Origin of the sequence: Enterobacter sp. SST3 (assembly GCF_000286655.1) — a bacterium.
Taxonomy (GTDB): Bacteria; Pseudomonadota; Gammaproteobacteria; order Enterobacterales; family Enterobacteriaceae; genus Enterobacter; species Enterobacter roggenkampii.
Genome location: NZ_ALNS01000010.1, coordinates 19,812 through 34,929 on the forward strand (window position 1 = coordinate 19,812; position 15,118 = coordinate 34,929).

Annotated in this window: 15 protein-coding genes and 1 tRNA gene; 4 read left to right on the forward strand and 12 right to left on the reverse strand. The window is 55.7% G+C overall.

Annotated elements, in window-relative coordinates; translation table 11 throughout:
* Window positions 1-2 precede the first annotated feature (2 nt).
* The 7 genes from B498_RS16415 to dnaQ all read right to left on the reverse strand — a co-directional run bounded on the left by B498_RS16415 (window position 3) and on the right by dnaQ (window position 6,615).
* Entirely contained in the window at window positions 3-944 is a 942-nt protein-coding gene (locus B498_RS16415) for an ABC transporter permease (RefSeq protein ID WP_008500268.1), read from the reverse strand.
* A gap of 18 nt (window positions 945-962) precedes the next feature.
* Window positions 963-2,477 (reverse strand): ABC transporter substrate-binding protein, encoded by a 1,515-nt coding sequence (locus B498_RS16410; protein ID WP_008500269.1) that lies wholly within the window; start codon window positions 2,475-2,477, stop codon window positions 963-965.
* 2 nt (window positions 2,478-2,479) lie between these two features.
* A complete protein-coding gene (locus B498_RS16405) occupies window positions 2,480-3,562 on the reverse strand; it encodes an ABC transporter ATP-binding protein (protein WP_008500271.1) in 1,083 nt (360 codons plus the stop codon).
* Window positions 3,559-4,572 carry an ABC transporter ATP-binding protein gene (locus tag B498_RS16400; RefSeq protein WP_008500272.1) on the reverse strand — a complete coding sequence of 338 codons (1,014 nt, stop codon included), beginning with the start codon at window positions 4,570-4,572 and terminating at the stop codon, window positions 3,559-3,561. The genes B498_RS16405 and B498_RS16400 overlap by 4 nt, the downstream gene beginning before the upstream one ends.
* A complete protein-coding gene (locus B498_RS16395) occupies window positions 4,569-5,288 on the reverse strand; it encodes a FadR/GntR family transcriptional regulator (protein ID WP_008500273.1) in 720 nt (239 codons plus the stop codon). The genes B498_RS16400 and B498_RS16395 overlap by 4 nt, the downstream gene beginning before the upstream one ends.
* Window positions 5,289-5,674: 386 nt before the next feature.
* Window positions 5,675-5,751 (reverse strand) — tRNA-Asp (locus B498_RS16390).
* Between the two features lie 132 nt (window positions 5,752-5,883).
* Window positions 5,884-6,615, reverse strand: coding sequence for a DNA polymerase III subunit epsilon (gene dnaQ / locus B498_RS16385; RefSeq protein ID WP_032622776.1), 732 nt, complete (start codon window positions 6,613-6,615; stop codon window positions 5,884-5,886).
* Window positions 6,616-6,679: 64 nt separating this feature from the next.
* Between dnaQ and rnhA the strand changes: the two genes are divergently transcribed.
* On the forward strand, window positions 6,680-7,147 hold the full coding sequence (rnhA, locus tag B498_RS16380; RefSeq protein ID WP_008500276.1) for a ribonuclease HI: 468 nt from the start codon (window positions 6,680-6,682) through the stop codon (window positions 7,145-7,147).
* Here the strand turns inward: rnhA and B498_RS16375 are convergent, their stop codons facing one another.
* Window positions 7,148-7,864 (reverse strand): class I SAM-dependent methyltransferase, encoded by a 717-nt coding sequence (locus B498_RS16375; RefSeq protein WP_008500277.1) that lies wholly within the window; start codon window positions 7,862-7,864, stop codon window positions 7,148-7,150.
* Window positions 7,865-7,896: 32 nt separating this feature from the next.
* Between B498_RS16375 and gloB the strand changes: the two genes are divergently transcribed.
* Complete coding sequence (gene gloB / locus B498_RS16370) at window positions 7,897-8,655, forward strand: hydroxyacylglutathione hydrolase (protein WP_008500278.1); 759 nt, start codon at window positions 7,897-7,899, stop codon at window positions 8,653-8,655.
* A gap of 68 nt (window positions 8,656-8,723) precedes the next feature.
* Window positions 8,724-10,088 carry a murein transglycosylase D gene (gene mltD / locus B498_RS16365; protein ID WP_023293221.1) on the forward strand — a complete coding sequence of 455 codons (1,365 nt, stop codon included), beginning with the start codon at window positions 8,724-8,726 and terminating at the stop codon, window positions 10,086-10,088.
* 52 nt (window positions 10,089-10,140) lie between these two features.
* Here mltD and B498_RS16360 read toward each other — a convergent pair whose 3' ends face one another.
* From B498_RS16360 to B498_RS16350, 3 genes are all read right to left on the reverse strand, one after another.
* Complete coding sequence (locus tag B498_RS16360) at window positions 10,141-10,914, reverse strand: class I SAM-dependent methyltransferase (protein WP_008500280.1); 774 nt, start codon at window positions 10,912-10,914, stop codon at window positions 10,141-10,143.
* A gap of 76 nt (window positions 10,915-10,990) precedes the next feature.
* A complete protein-coding gene (locus B498_RS16355) occupies window positions 10,991-11,791 on the reverse strand; it encodes an endonuclease/exonuclease/phosphatase family protein (RefSeq protein WP_025912579.1) in 801 nt (266 codons plus the stop codon).
* A 136-nt stretch (window positions 11,792-11,927) separates the two neighbouring features.
* Window positions 11,928-13,103, reverse strand: coding sequence for an MFS transporter (locus B498_RS16350; RefSeq protein ID WP_008500282.1), 1,176 nt, complete (start codon window positions 13,101-13,103; stop codon window positions 11,928-11,930).
* Window positions 13,104-13,207: 104 nt separating this feature from the next.
* Between B498_RS16350 and yafC the strand changes: the two genes are divergently transcribed.
* Window positions 13,208-14,113 (forward strand): DNA-binding transcriptional regulator YafC, encoded by a 906-nt coding sequence (yafC, locus tag B498_RS16345; RefSeq protein WP_008500283.1) that lies wholly within the window; start codon window positions 13,208-13,210, stop codon window positions 14,111-14,113.
* Window positions 14,114-14,142: 29 nt separating this feature from the next.
* Here yafC and dkgB read toward each other — a convergent pair whose 3' ends face one another.
* Window positions 14,143-14,946, reverse strand: coding sequence for a 2,5-didehydrogluconate reductase DkgB (gene dkgB / locus B498_RS16340; protein ID WP_008500284.1), 804 nt, complete (start codon window positions 14,944-14,946; stop codon window positions 14,143-14,145).
* Between the last annotated feature and the right edge of the window lie 172 nt (window positions 14,947-15,118).

The window sequence follows — 15,118 nt, forward strand, 5'->3', positions numbered from 1 at the left end:
CGTTAGCCTCGCATTTTCGGGTTGATAAGGACGTAAAGCACGTCGGCCAGCAGGTTGAGCATCAGGAAGCCGATGGCGACGATCAGCACCACGCCCTGCACCACCGCGTAATCACGGTTAAATACCGAATCGACGATCATCTTGCCGAAGCCCGGAATGGTGAACACCTGCTCGGTCAGCACCGCGCCGCCCAGCAGTTCGCCAAACAGCAGAGTGGTGAGGGTAATCACCGGCACCAGCGCGTTGCGAAAGGCGTGCTTTAAGATCACCGCCTTCGGCAGCAGCCCTTTCGCCCGCGCGGTGCGGATGTAGTCCGCCTTCAGTACCGCAATCATCGAGGCGCGGGTGTGGCGCATCAGCGTTGCCGCCAGGCCCGTTCCGAGCACGGACGCGGGCAGCAGCAGCGTGCGCAGGTTCTGGAGCGGATCTTCACTGAACGGCACGTAGCCGGACGCAGGGAGCCACTGCAGGTTTACCGAAAAGACCAGAATCAACAGGATCCCCAGCCAGAAGTGCGGGATCGAGATCCCCGAGATCGCCACGAAGTTCGCCCCGTGATCGACCCAGCTGTTTTTGTTCACCGCCGCGAGGATCCCCATGCTGATGCCAAACACCAGCGCGATAATCATCGCCAGCAGCGACAGCTCAAGCGTCACCGGTAGCTTGCTGGCAATCAGCTGCGTCACCGGCTCGTGCGTGCGTAAGGAGACGCCCAGATCGCCCTGCAGCGCCCGCGTCAGCCAGTGGAAATACTGCACCGGGATCGGGGCATCGAGGTTCAGCTCCGCACGCAGCTGAGCGATGACTGCCGGGTCGCGCTCCTCGCCTGCCATGGCGATCAGCGGGTCGCCGGGCAGCAGCTTTTGCAGCCCAAACACCATCATGCTCACCAGCAACAGCGTCGGGACGGCCAGCAGCAGACGTTTGCAAATCAGTTCCAGCATGGGCTCTCCTCAGGACACTTATTTCGCAAGCGTCAAACCGGCCAGACGCACGATGCCGTCCGGGTACGGCTTAAAGCCCTGCACGCTTTTGTTCAGGCCAAAAATACGCGGCTCGAAGTAGAGGTAGGCAATCGGCATGTCGGTTTGCAGCTGCTTCACCACCTTGTCGTACAGCGGCTGGCGCGCGGCCTGGTCGGTACTCTGGCGCGCCTGGGTCAGCCACTCATCGACCTGCGCATTGCTGTAGCGGCCGTCATTCAGGGTGCCTTTGCTGTTGATAAAGCCGTAGATGCTGCCGTCCGGATCCGGGCGCCCCGACCAGCCGGAGAAGCTCAGCTGATAGTCCCCGCTCTGCTGGCGGTCCAGCAGCGTGGCGAATTCGGTCATCTGCAGGTTCAGGTTAAAGCCCGCCTCGGCGAGCATCGCCTGCAGCACCTGCCCCACCTGCTGCGAGGTTGGGTTGTTAGGCACCAGCAGGTTGACGGTCAGCGGCGCGGTGACGCCTGCCGCTTTGAGCAGGGCTTTGGCTTTATCGACATCACGCGGCGGGACCGGCAGGTTGACGTGATACGGACTCACCGTGGAAAACGCCTGGTTGGCTGGCGTATACAACCCTTCAAAGACCACCTGGTTTAGCGCATCGCGGTCGATGGCCTGAGAAAACGCCTCGCGTACTCGAGCGTCCTTGAACGGATCGTTGGCGGGCACCTTGCCGTTATTGATGTTGAAAGTGATGCCCTGATAGCCCAGACCGGTCACCTTCGCCAGCGCCAGCTTGCTGTCGGCTTCGACGGTTTTAACATCGCTGGCGGCAATCCCTTCGGTCAGATCAAGATCGCCCGCGCGCAGGTTCGCGAGGCGCACGGAGGCATCCGGGATCGGCAGATAGATAATTTTGTCGAAGTGGTAGGCGTCTTTGTTCCAGTAGTTTTCGAAGCGGGTCAGCACGATGCGGTCCTGGGACACGCGGCTGTCGAATTTATACGGGCCGGAACAGACCGGATGGGCGGCAAAGTCAGGCTTTTTTGCCGCTTCAGGGGCCATCATCGCGCCCGCGCGGTCGGTGAGCTGCATCAGCAGTGCCGCATCGGGCGTCTTCAGGTGCAGGGCAATCTGCATCGGACCGGTGACCTCGACCGATTCAACGGAGGAGATCTCGCTTTTACGCAGGGAGCCTTTTAAGGTCAGGGCGCGGTCGAGGTTGTATTTTGCCGCGGCGGCATCGAATTTCTCACCGTCGTGGAAGGTCACGCCTTCGCGCAGGTTGAGCGTCAGGGTTTTACCGTCGTCACTCCACGCCCAGTCTTTGGCCAGACCGGGGACGACCTTCAGGTTTTCATCCACATCCACCAGCCTGTCGCACAGGGAGGCAAAGACGAAGCGGCCATAGTAGGTGCGCGCCAGATGCGGGTCGAGCATGTCCGGGTCAGCCCCCAGGCCAATACGCAGCACGCTTTCAGAATGGGCGGGCAGCGCCGCGCCAAGCAACATAACACTTCCCAGTACGGTCAAAAGAGAATTACGCATTGTCATTATCATGAGTTCCTTGAAGGAAGGGACGAGTGGGTGGCCGCGTGTTCAAACAGCGCGCGGCGGCGCAGAAAAGCAGCGGATGGCGGTGCGATCTGGATAACGCTGCGATCGCGGTTGATCTCCTGCCAGCGATGACAGGCAACCTGACGCCCGCCGTCGAGCACCTGATTAATCGGCTTGACCTGACGGCATTCGTCAGTGACGTACGGGCAGCGGGTGTGGAAACGGCAGCCGGACGGCGGACTGGCCGGGTTCGGTAAGTCCCCCTGCAGCAGCGGCGCGTCGCGTTCAGCGCCCGGCTGCATCTGCGGCGCCGAGGCGATCAGCGCCTGGGTATAGGGGTGCAGCGGTGCGTCAAAGATCTCATCGACGCTGGCAAGCTCGACGATTTGCCCGAGGTACATGACCGCCACGCGGTCGCTCATATGGCGAATAACAGCCAGACCGTGGGCGACAATCACCATCGTCAGCCCCAGCTGGTGCTTCAGGCTTTCCAGTAAATTGACCACCTGCGCCTGCACCGACACATCCAGCGCGGATACCGGCTCATCGCCCAGCAGCAGCTTTGGTCCTGAGGCCAGCGCGCGCGCAATGCCGATACGCTGGCGCTGCCCGCCGGAAAACTCGTGCGGGTAGCGCCCGGCCCAGGCGGCGGGCAGGCCCACGGTCTTAAGCAGTTCGGCAACGCGGTACTGCCGGTCCCCTTTCTTCATGTTCTGGTGCAGCCACAGCGGCTCACCGACGATCTGCTCCACCGTCATGCGCGGGTTCAGGGAGGCGAAGGGATCCTGAAAGATGATCTGCAGCTCGCGGCGGAGCTGATTGAGGCGCGCGCCCGAGGCGTGGGTGATCTCTTCCCCCTGATAAAACACGCGCCCTTCGCTGGCGGCCAGCAGGCGCAGCAGCAGGCGACCAAGCGTGGATTTTCCGGAACCGGACTCGCCGACAATCGCCAGCGTTTCGCCCGGCATGACGGCAAGCGACACGCGATCGACCGCCGTCACAAACCGGGCGGGGGTAAAGAGTTTTTTCGGGCCGGGGAAAAGCTTGCTGAGATCCCGAGCTTCCAGAATGGGCGTGGTCATGCGGTCTCTCCCAGGGCGATGTGGTGTTCGAGCGGCACGCGGAAGCAGGCAACCCGATGGCCCGCGCCGAGCGTGGTGAGCGGCGGTTTTTCATCATGGCAGCGCGACTGCGCAAACGGGCAGCGCGTTGCGAAACGGCAGCCTTGCGGCATGGATTCCGGCAGCGGGACCGATCCGGGAATAGTGGAAAGCGGGCCCTTGCGTGCGCTAAGGGAGGGGATCGAGCCCATCAGGCCGATGGTGTACGGGTGCTGCGGGTCGGCAAATATCGCCTCGACGCTCCCCTGCTCTACCACCTGTCCGGCATACATCACCGCCACCTGCTGCGCCACTTCGGCCACCACGCCTAAATCGTGGGTGATCATCAGCACCGCCGTGCCGGTTTCCTCTTTCAAGGTGTTGAGCAAGGCGAGGATTTGCGCCTGGATGGTGACGTCGAGCGCGGTGGTCGGCTCGTCGGCAATCAATAATTTAGGATGATTGATCAGCGCCATGGCAATCATCACGCGCTGGCGCATGCCGCCGGAAAGCTGGTGGGGATAGGCTTTCAATCGCATCTCTGCTGCCGGAATCTGCACTTTCTCGAGGATCTGCAGCGCGAGCTTCATCGCCTCTGCGCGCGAGACGTCCTGATGACGCATAACCGCCTCGCTCAGCTGATCGCCCAGCGTGAACGCCGGATTGAGCGAGGTCATCGGCTCCTGGAAAATCATCGCCAGCTCGCTACCGCGCAGATCGGCATATTCCCGCGGCGAGAGCTTGCGCAGATCGTGGCGACGAAACTGCATCTCCCCGCTGACGATCCGTGCGCTGGCGGGCAGTAACCCCATCAGCGCCAGGGAGGTGATACTTTTCCCACAGCCGGATTCTCCCACCAGCGCCAGCGTTTCGCCCGCCCTGACGGTCAACGAGATACCGTCAAGCACGCTTACCGGCGAGCCCGCGAACGTAACGTTGAGGTTTTTTACTTGCAATACGGGCGTGGCGTCCTTAAAGGGGATTGTCGTCATGGCGTGAAGTCGTCCTCGAGGTGGATCGCCTGAATCAGGGCGGTTTGGAGGCTGAGCAGGTGTTCGCGCATCGCGGTCGCGGCCTCGTTAGGCTGGCGATGGATAATGGCAGCCATGATCTTGTGATGGTGGTCGTTATAGCTATCGACACGCTCGGGGGTGCGTGCCAGCTCGCGCAGATGCTGCCAGCCCGGTTCACGCCGCACGGCATCAATGGCATCAAACAGGCCGAGCATCAGGCGGTTGCCCGCCGCCTCGGCAATCGCGCGGTGAAAGGCGCTATCCCACAGTTCGTTGAGATCGCGGTCATCCGGGCTGACCTTGTCGATGCGTTCCAGCATGCGCTGCATGAGCGCGAGGTTTTCCCTGGTGGCACGCAGTGCCGCAAGCCGGGCTAAGCCGGGTTCGAGCTGCAGACGAGCTTCCATCACTTCCAGAAGGTTGGTTTGCTGAACCAATCCCTGAAGGGCCAGCGGTTCAACGGGTGCAGCCGGGCCGATAAAGGTCCCTTTGCCCTGCTTACGCCAGATGCGCCCCTCTTCTTCCAGCACGTCCAGCGCGCGACGCACTTCACGTCGTCCTACGCCGAGTGTGTCCGACAGCTCACGTTCCGTGGGCAGCGGAGTGCCTGGTGTTGACTCGTGCTGGTTGATTAGCCCGCGCAGCTGTTCAAGCGCGGTGCTGGAATTGGTCAGAAACCGTGACGGTTTTTCCATATTGGTTCGCTCGCTTTCATCATTGCTTTATTTTTATTAACGATAAGTTATTGATATGGAATGACGCTTATCGTGCTAATGATTAAGCAATAACCAAACCAATCTTCAATTGGTTCAGTAATTTTTTGCATAGCGGGTTATAAGCAGATGATTCTGTATGAATTCTTTTTTACAGAGAGACACAATCTGACTCGTGCCTGAATAGCTGGCGGTGGAAAAACGCACAATAACAGTGCAAAGAATGCACTAATGATGTGCAATTGTTAATTAATTGCACTATTGATATTAACTTTTTGTTAACTACAAGTTAGAAGAGAGGGAATGGAATCACAGCTGGCTGAAACGACGAAGGCCTGAATCATTTCTGATTCAGGCCTTCTGAATAGTGGCGGAACGGACGGGACTCGAACCCGCGACCCCCTGCGTGACAGGCAGGTATTCTAACCGACTGAACTACCGCTCCACTGTTCCCGTTTGGGGAACGAGGCGCATATTACGGTGCGCCTCCGATCTCGTCAACGCTTTTTCTCGCGTTTTGAATCGTTTGCTGCAAAAATCGCCCAAACGATGTTTTTACAGGCATTCCGGCGTTTTTTCAGGCACGCCAGAGACAGCTGCCGCCCTTCTTTTGCACCAGATCAAGACGGGATTCGTGATCAAGCAGCTCTTCATCACTGGCTAAAACAACCCGCAGCCGGCTTACCTGACGGACGACACGCTGAATACCCGCTTCGCCCTGCGTTTGCTGCGACTCATTTTCCATACTGAACTTCATAGACGTCTGCCCACCGGTCATCGTCAGATAGACATCGGCGAGGATCTGGGCATCGAGCAACGCCCCGTGGAGCGTTCGTTTGGTATTATCTATCTCATAGCGCGAACACAGTGCATCCAGGCTGTTACGCTTGCCGGGGAACATTTTCCTCGCCAGCGCCAGACTGTCTGTCACCTTACAGAAGGTATTCGTCTTCGGGATATCACGATTAAGCTTGCTGAATTCATAATCCATAAAGCCGATATCGAACGAGGCGTTATGGATAACAAGCTCAGCGCCCCTGATGTATTCCAGGAATTCGTCAGCCACGTCCGCAAAAGTCGGCTTATCCAGCAAGAACTCATCGGCAATACCGTGAACGCCGAACGCTTCGGGATCCACCAGCCGATCGGGCTTGAGGTAGACGTGGAAGTTGTTCCCCGTAAGACGACGGTTCACCACTTCAACGGCGCCGATCTCAATGATCTTATGCCCTTCGTAGTGCGCGCCGATCTGGTTCATACCGGTGGTTTCGGTATCGAGGACGATCTGGCGAGTAATTGCAGTGCTCATAGCGGTCATTTATGTCAGACTTATCGTTTAACTGAACGTTTCAAATACAGGAAGTCTACCAGAGATGCGTAAACAGGTAGAAATTTTCACCGATGGATCTTGTCTCGGCAACCCGGGTCCCGGCGGCTACGGCGCGATTATGCGTTATCGCCAGCATGAAAAAACTTTTAGCGAAGGCTATTTTCTGACCACCAACAACAGGATGGAGCTCATGGCGGCCATTGTGGCGCTGGAGGCGTTAAAAGAACATTGTGACGTGGTGTTAAGTACCGACAGCCAGTACGTTCGTCAGGGAATTACCCAGTGGATCCATAACTGGAAAAAACGCGGCTGGAAGACTGCCGATAAGAAACCGGTCAAGAATGTCGATCTCTGGAAACGGCTTGATGCCGCCCTGGGCCAGCACCAGATCAAGTGGGAGTGGGTTAAAGGGCACGCCGGTCATCCGGAAAACGAACGCTGTGACGAACTGGCGCGTGCGGCAGCCGCTAACCCTGCGCATGAGGACGCGGGCTATCAGCCTGAATCCTGATCAGGGCTTTCTGTACTGCCGCGTGGCGCCAACGGTCTGGCGGATCGGTGTTTTCGATTTGCTCTGCTTCATGGGATTAAGCGTAAGGGGAATGGTTCGCTTACGCGCGACGATAAACTGCATGCAGCCTAAGGCAGGCAAATGCGTGCTCAACAAGACGCCCCCCTGCCGTGCCCAGGGCAGCACCTGAAAGCCGCCGTAGCAGAGCACTTCGAAGTTAAGCAGTGACAGCCAGTCGAGCTGGCGCATCATGGTGAACATCCGGCTGTTGTAAGGCGGCGTCCGGCGCAGCACCGGCACCAGCTTTCGCAGGCCCATCAGGCTCAGCGGGTTGAATCCGCTCAGCACCAGCCAGCCGTCATCAATCAGCACGCGATCGGCTTCGCGAAGCAGACGGTGCGGATCGCTGCACCAGGGTAACGTATGTGCGAGCAAACACGCATCAACGGATTTTTCCGCAAACGGCAGATGTAACGGGTCTGCTTTCACCTGAACCGGCGATCCGCCGAGAGAGACGTTCACCTGATGCGAGATAGCGCAGCTTTCGGTATTGATTTCCGCGCTGAGATTGCCAATCTTAAGCAGGTGAAAGCCATACATTTTCGCGAGCCAGGGCTTCAGCTGTTGCTCTAACGCCTCGCGATAGTATTCACCCCAGGGCAGTTCCGCCCAACGTTCCGGTGCTGCGACAGTCTGAGGTATCCTTGCCGGTTTCATCAACACACCCGCCACGCTATAAGAGGTAATGTATGAATCTTATCAGTATTTCTGCTTTTGAGGACAATTACATCTGGGTTTTGGTTGACGATGAACGTCGATGCGTCATTGTCGATCCCGGAGAATCCGCCCCCGTACTGCGCGCAATAGAAGAGAACGGCTGGCAGCCGGAAGCCATTCTGTTGACGCATCACCATAACGATCATACGGGCGGTGTACCTGAACTGCGTACCCATTTTCCGCATGTTGTGGTTTACGGACCGTCAGAGGCACAAGATAAGGGTGTCACGCAAGTAGTCGAAGAAGGCGAAAAAATCCTCATACGCGAGTGGGAGTTTTCCGTATTTGCCACACCGGGTCACACTTTGGGACATCTGTGTTTCTACAGTAAGCCTTATCTTTTTTGCGGTGACACGCTGTTCTCAGGGGGCTGCGGAAGGCTGTTTGAAGGCACACCAGCGCAAATGTATCAGTCTTTACAGAAGATTAACGCATTACCCGATGACACCGTTATTTGTTGCGCACATGAGTATACATTAGGAAATATGAAGTTTGCCGTCAGCCTGTTGCCTGAGGATCGTGCGATTCAGGATTATTATCACAAAGTGAAGGAGTTACGTGCAAAAAACCAAAACACACTCCCCGTAATTCTGAAAAACGAGCGCCAAATTAATTTATTTTTGCGAACAGATGATATTGATTTAATTAGCAAAATTAACCAAGAAACAAATTTGCAACAACCAGAACTGCGATTTGCATGGTTAAGGTCAAAGAAAGATAACTTCAGATAATTGCTGGTTGCCTTTTCAAAAATTCGCCGTTATCATCGCTCGTCTTTTAAGCAACTATTGACACACACATGAAGGCAAAAGCGATATTACTCGCCTCTGTCCTGCTTGTAGGTTGCCAGTCGCAGAACGGCAGCAACGTACAACAGCACGCACAGAGCCTTTCTGCAGCTGGTCAAGGGGAAGCAGGGAAGTTTACAAGTTCGGCGCGCTGGATGGACGATGGGACATCTTTCGCGCAGGAGCAAGACTTGTGGACCTCTATTGGCGACGAGCTAAAGATGGGAATTCCGGAAAACAGCCGGATTCGCGAACAGAAACAGAAGTATTTAAGTAATAAGAGCTATCTCCACGATGTAACGTTACGGGCAGAGCCGTATATGTACTGGATAGCCGGGCAAGTTAAGAAACGTAACATGCCTATGGAGCTGGTACTCCTACCCATAGTGGAGAGCGCTTTTGACCCACACGCGACGTCTGGCGCCAATGCCGCAGGCATTTGGCAGATCATTCCGAGCACCGGGCGAAACTATGGTCTGAAACAGACCCGCAACTATGATGCGCGTCGCGATGTTGTCGCTTCAACGACAGCCGCTCTCGACATGATGCAACGTCTGAACAAGATGTTTGACGGCGACTGGCTGTTAACGGTCGCAGCGTACAATAGCGGCGAAGGTCGTGTACTGAAGGCAATGAAAGCGAATAAAGCACGGGGTAAATCCACCGATTTTTGGTCGCTCTCACTGCCACAGGAAACAAAGATTTACGTACCGAAAATGCTGGCTTTGAGCGATATTCTCAAGAACAGCAAGCGTTACGGTGTACAACTGCCAACACCAGACGAAAGTCGTGCACTGGCGCGCGTTCGCCTCAGCAATCCGGTTGATATTCAACAGGTTGCTGATATGACGGGTATGTCGGTAAGTAAATTGAAAACCTTTAATGCTGGCGTTAAAGGCTCAACGCTGGGGGCGAGTGGCCCGCAGTATGTAATGGTTCCGCAGAAACATGCTGAGCAGTTACGTGAGTCTTTAGCTTCGGGTGAAATCGCCGCCGTTCAGTCAACGCTGATCGCGGATGCATCATCAGTTAACAGCCGCAGTTATAAGGTTCGTTCAGGTGATACGCTTTCGGGCATTGCGTCACGTCTTGGCGTGAATGCGAAAGATCTGCAGCAGTGGAATAACCTGCGCAGTTCAGGCCTGAAAGTGGGTCAAACTCTGACGGTGGGTGCAGGTAGCAGCGCACAGCGTCTCGCCAGCAACAGCGATAGCATAACCTATCGCGTGCGCAAGGGTGATTCGCTGTCCAGTATCGCAAAACGTCACGGCGTGAACATCAAAGATGTGATGCGCTGGAACAACGATACTGACAATCTGAAACCGGGCGACCAGCTAACGCTGTTTGTGAAGAACAGCGCGACGCCAGACTCCTGATAACACGACCGAAAGATAAAAAGGCACCGATTCCCCTCGGTGCCTTTTTTGTTTATCCCGCCTTTTGCGCTTCAGCCATGATGGTATCGCTGGTAAATGAACCATCGTCCTGCAGTTCAAAGTACGCCTTCACCTCTGCCGACGCACTCTCCTGATACAGCCTGATAGCCTGGCTTAATGCTTCCGAGGTGCGCATACGCGCTATCCACGAGCTAAATTCCAGCGGTAAACGGTCTGTGATTAACGAACGCGCTATCAGCCCCGCTTCCGTGATCAGCGATAACCACTCTCCGCTGGCGTAGTTTTGCACATGGGAGGTGTCGCGCAGCGCTTCCACCGTCTGCAGCCAGATATTACGTACCGGATGCCCAGGCGACATGACATCCATAATAATGAAGATGCCACCCGGCTTCAGAACGCGTTTGACTTCGCGTAATGCCTGGCCAACATCATGCCAGTGGTGCGCGGAATAACGGCTGATCACCACCTCAAACGAGGCATCATCAAAAGGTAAGGATTCGGCATAGCCCTGGCGCGTATCGATGTTGCCCAGTCCCTTCGCTTTCGCCGCTTCAGCAACCACCTCCAGCATCTGGCTGGATAAGTCATATGCGGTTACGTGCGCCACCTGCTGCGCAGCCGTGAAGCTGGCATGCCCTGCCCCGCAGCCTAAATCCAGCACGTGCGCCTGCGGGAATGCCGACAGACGTTCACCGAGACGCACCAGATCGCGACCTGAAGCGTGCACGGCGCTGCTCAGATAGGCATTTGCCTGAGAACCAAACTGTTTTTCTACGTTGTCATGATGGGAGTGTGTTGTTGTCATCGCACTGTCCTTTGTGGGTTAAAAATAGAAGGGCAGCACCCGCGCAGGTCTGCCCCACGGCAGACCTGACACACCATTATTTATCAGGTTTGCCGGGACTGAATTCGACTAGTAGAGGGTTATGATCGGAGGCGCGCGTCACCAGCACAGAGGCGTCGTGCACGCTTAAACCACGATAGAAGACAAAATCGAGAGGACGACCAAAGGCTTTTTTGCGCTGGTCATCGCTAAAACGGACTTCACGCAGCGACATTTCGCGCGCAAAGCGGTACAGCGCATTCATGCGCGGGCGACTCCAGGCATTGAAATCACCGGCCATAATGATCGGCCCACTGTGATGCGCAATCTGATCGCCGATCGGAAGTAACTGCTTACTATATACATCCACGCCCAGGCTGAAGTTTACCGCGTGGATATTCACGACCATCAGCATACGGGTATCCGGCAGTGGATAGACCGTCACTAGTGCCGATTTCGCCAGACGCAGGATAGGCTCGCGTTCGCGCAGTGGACAACAATAGACCGGATGTGCTGCTGAAAGCGTCATCACCCCCGAGGGGTGCTGAGGCAGAACAAAGGCCGGTACCTGGTCGGCGGCAAGATAGTGAGTGGTGGCAAACCGGACCAGCTCAGGGGTGGTTTGCGCCTCCTGGAGCAGAACCAGATGGGCATCTTTGCCAAAATTCTTGAGTACCGATAACCACTCCGCACGCTGCTGCTTAAAGATATTCCACACCAGTACGCGGATTTTTTCATCGCTGCTTAACGGTGTGCCGGCGGGTAATGCCTGACTGATGCTCGCAAACGACCCCGGAGGCAAGATCCTCTCCGCGGGCATTCCGGCAACATAACGCATGGCATAGGTATTTTTTCGCACTTTTGGAAACAGCCTCTGTAACATGAACCAGTCCGGAAAACGGACTGGTTCTAATGTTATAGGGACTTTAGGTCACACTTTCAACGCAATTTCTGAGAAACCGCTTTCCAGTTTTGTAAGCCAGCGCTTACTGATGTTACCCCAGCGCAATGCGGGCTGGCTTATCCAGACGTCCGCTCAGGCCAATCAGCAGGAAGGCGATCAGGACAATCACCGCGCCAATCCACGGGGTCTGGGTCAATCCGAAGTGCTCGACGGTTTGTCCGCCAATAATTGAACCCAGCGCAATACCAATATTAAATGCGGCAATGTTCAGCCCCGATGCCACGTCCACCGCATTTGGCGTATAAAGCTCAGCTTTCTGTACAACGTAGACCTGAAGCCCTGGCACATTACCAAAAGCGAAGATCCCCATGACCAGTACCGTGACCAGCGCGGCGTACTGTATCGAGGCGGTGAACTGGAAAATCATCAGCAGAACAACCAGCGCGGCGAAGATGAATTTCAGCGCCGGCACCGCACCATGCTTATCCGCAAGCTTGCCGCCCCAGATATTGCCAATCGCAACGGAAATACCGTACCCCAGCAAGATCCAGCTCACGGCGTTGGGAGAGAAGCCCGCCAGGTCCTGCATCATCGGTGCCAGGAAGGTAAAAGCAGTGAATACGCCACCATAGCCCAGCGCCGTAACCGCGTAGATGATCAGCAAACGCGGATGCGTAAGTACCTTCAGCTGATCGCTCAAGCTAGCGCTGGCCCGGCCTGGAATATTCGACGGCACCAGCAGCAGGCTGGTCACCAGGGCAATGACGCCCAGTAGGGAGACGGCCAGGAACGTTTCACGCCAGCCGAAGTGTTGTCCGATAAACGTGCCCAACGGTACGCCCGTAACGAGTGCAACGGTCAACCCACCGAACATGATCGCAATGGCGGATGCCGCTTTCTCTTTGGGTACCAGGCTGGTTGCAATAGTAGAACCAATCGAGAAGAACACCCCGTGAGCAAGGCCGGTCAACAGCCGAGCGATGACCAGCGTGGTGTAGTCCGGCGCCTGCCAGGCCACCACGTTGCCGGCAGTGAACAGCACCATCAGTGCAACTAACAGCTGCTTACGTGGGAAACGTCCTGTCAGGGCCGTCAGGACTGGCGCACCGACGGCAACGCCCAGGGCGTAGATAGACACCAGCAATCCGGCGGAGGGCAGCGAGATCGCAAGCTGGTTAGCAATGGTGGGAACCAGTCCCACGATAACAAATTCGGTCGTGCCAATTGCGAAGGCACTGATCGTCAGGGCAAGTAGCGCCAGTGGCATAAAATACTCCGTATCATCAGGATTAAGATGACAGGCAGTATGCGTCAGTGCTTAAATAACAAAAATGGTCAAAATCTCAATAGAATTTTGCGGGTGGTGCAACAATGAAAGCAACGTCAGAAGAGCTGACAATCTTTGTCGCCGTGGTTGAAAGCGGCAGCTTTAGCCGCGCGGCCGAACAGCTGGGACAGGCTAACTCAGCCATCAGCCGCTCGGTAAAAAAGCTGGAGATGAAGCTTGGGGTGAGTCTGCTCAACCGAACGACGCGGCAGCTGAGCCTGACGGAGGAAGGTGAGCGTTATTTTCGCCGCGTGCAGTCGGTACTGCAGGAGATGGCCGCAGCAGAGACCGAGATTATGGAGACCCGCAGCACGCCGCGTGGGTTACTGCGCATTGATGCAGCCACGCCGGTTGTGCTGCACTTTCTGATGCCGCTAATCAAACCTTTCCGTGAACGCTATCCGGAGATGACGCTCTCTCTGGTCTCGTCCGAGACGTTTATTAACCTCATCGAGCGAAAGGTAGATGTGGCGATCCGGGCGGGAACCCTGACGGATTCCAGCCTGCGGGCCCGCCCGCTGTTTGCCAGCTACCGTAAAATTATCGCGTCGCCACAGTATATTGCTGAACATGGCAAACCGGAGACGGTTGAGGAGTTGAAAAAGCATTTGTGCCTGGGCTTTACGGAACCCGTTTCGCTAAATACCTGGCCCGTCGCCTGCCCTGACGGTCAGTTGCATGAGATCACCTGCGGGTTGTCGTCCAACAGCGGGGAGACGCTGAAGCAATTGTGTCTTGAAGGCAACGGTATCGCCTGTTTGTCTGACTATATGATTGATAAGGAGATTGCGCGGGGTGAACTGGTGGAATTGATGGCCGATAAACGCCTGCCAGTCGAAATGCCTTTTAGCGCGGTGTATTACAGCGACAGAGCGGTGAGTACGCGCATTCGTGCCTTTATCGATTTTCTGAGTGAACATATAAAAACAGCTCCCGGAGGAGCTGTGTGAGGGTTCAGGTTACAGAGGGTGGGTCAAACTTAATCCCAGTTTGGTGCTAAGCCTTCCGGGCTGACCAGGCGATCGTTGCACTCCAGGGCTGCGATCGCTTTTTTATCGTCAGCATCCAGATGAAGATCCGTTGCTAACAGGTTGCTCGCCAGGTTTTCACGCTTAGTGGATGATGGGATCACGGCATAACCTTCACCCATTGCCCAAGCCAGTATTACCTGCGCAGCCGTCGCATTATGCTTCTCGGCGATACGGATAATCACCTCATCTTTCAGCGCCTTACCGTAGGCCAGCGTCATGTATGAGGTGATGTGGATCCCATGCTGTTTTGCCCAGTCCACCACTTTGCGGTTTTGCAGATATGGAGAGAGCTCAATCTGGTTGGTCGCAATATTTTCTGCGCCAACAGCAGCAATGGCCTTTTCCATCAGCGGAATCGTGAAGTTGGAGATCCCAATTTCGCGGGTTAAGCCCTGCTTTTTCGCTTCCAGCAGCGCCTGCATGAATTCTTCCACGGAGACGGCATCGTTCGGTGATGGCCAGTGGACCAGCGTCAGATCCACGTAGTCAGTACGCAGTTTTTTCAGGCTTTCTTTCAGGCTTGGGATCAGCTTGTCTTTGCTGAGATTCTCAATCCAGATTTTCGTGGTAATAAACAGCTCATTACGCGGCACACCGCTCTCTTCGAGGGCTTGGCCAACGGCAGCTTCGTTTTCATAGATCTGCGCCGTATCAACAGCACGATAGCCCAGTTCGAGTGCGGTTTTAACTGATGCGATAACAACGTCGTCTTTCAGGCGGAAAGTGCCCAGACCAAATGCAGGGAGAGTCATACTATTCCTCAATCATTATGTTCGTAAACTGAGGACGATTATCGCTGGCGGTGTTATAGAGAAAAAGATCGCAAAATGCAGAGGATTTTTGCTGATTTCGCAATAATTAAACGTCAGATAAGAAAAAAGCCCTGAGCGTTAGCTCAGGGCTTTTAATAAGTGGCGGAACGGA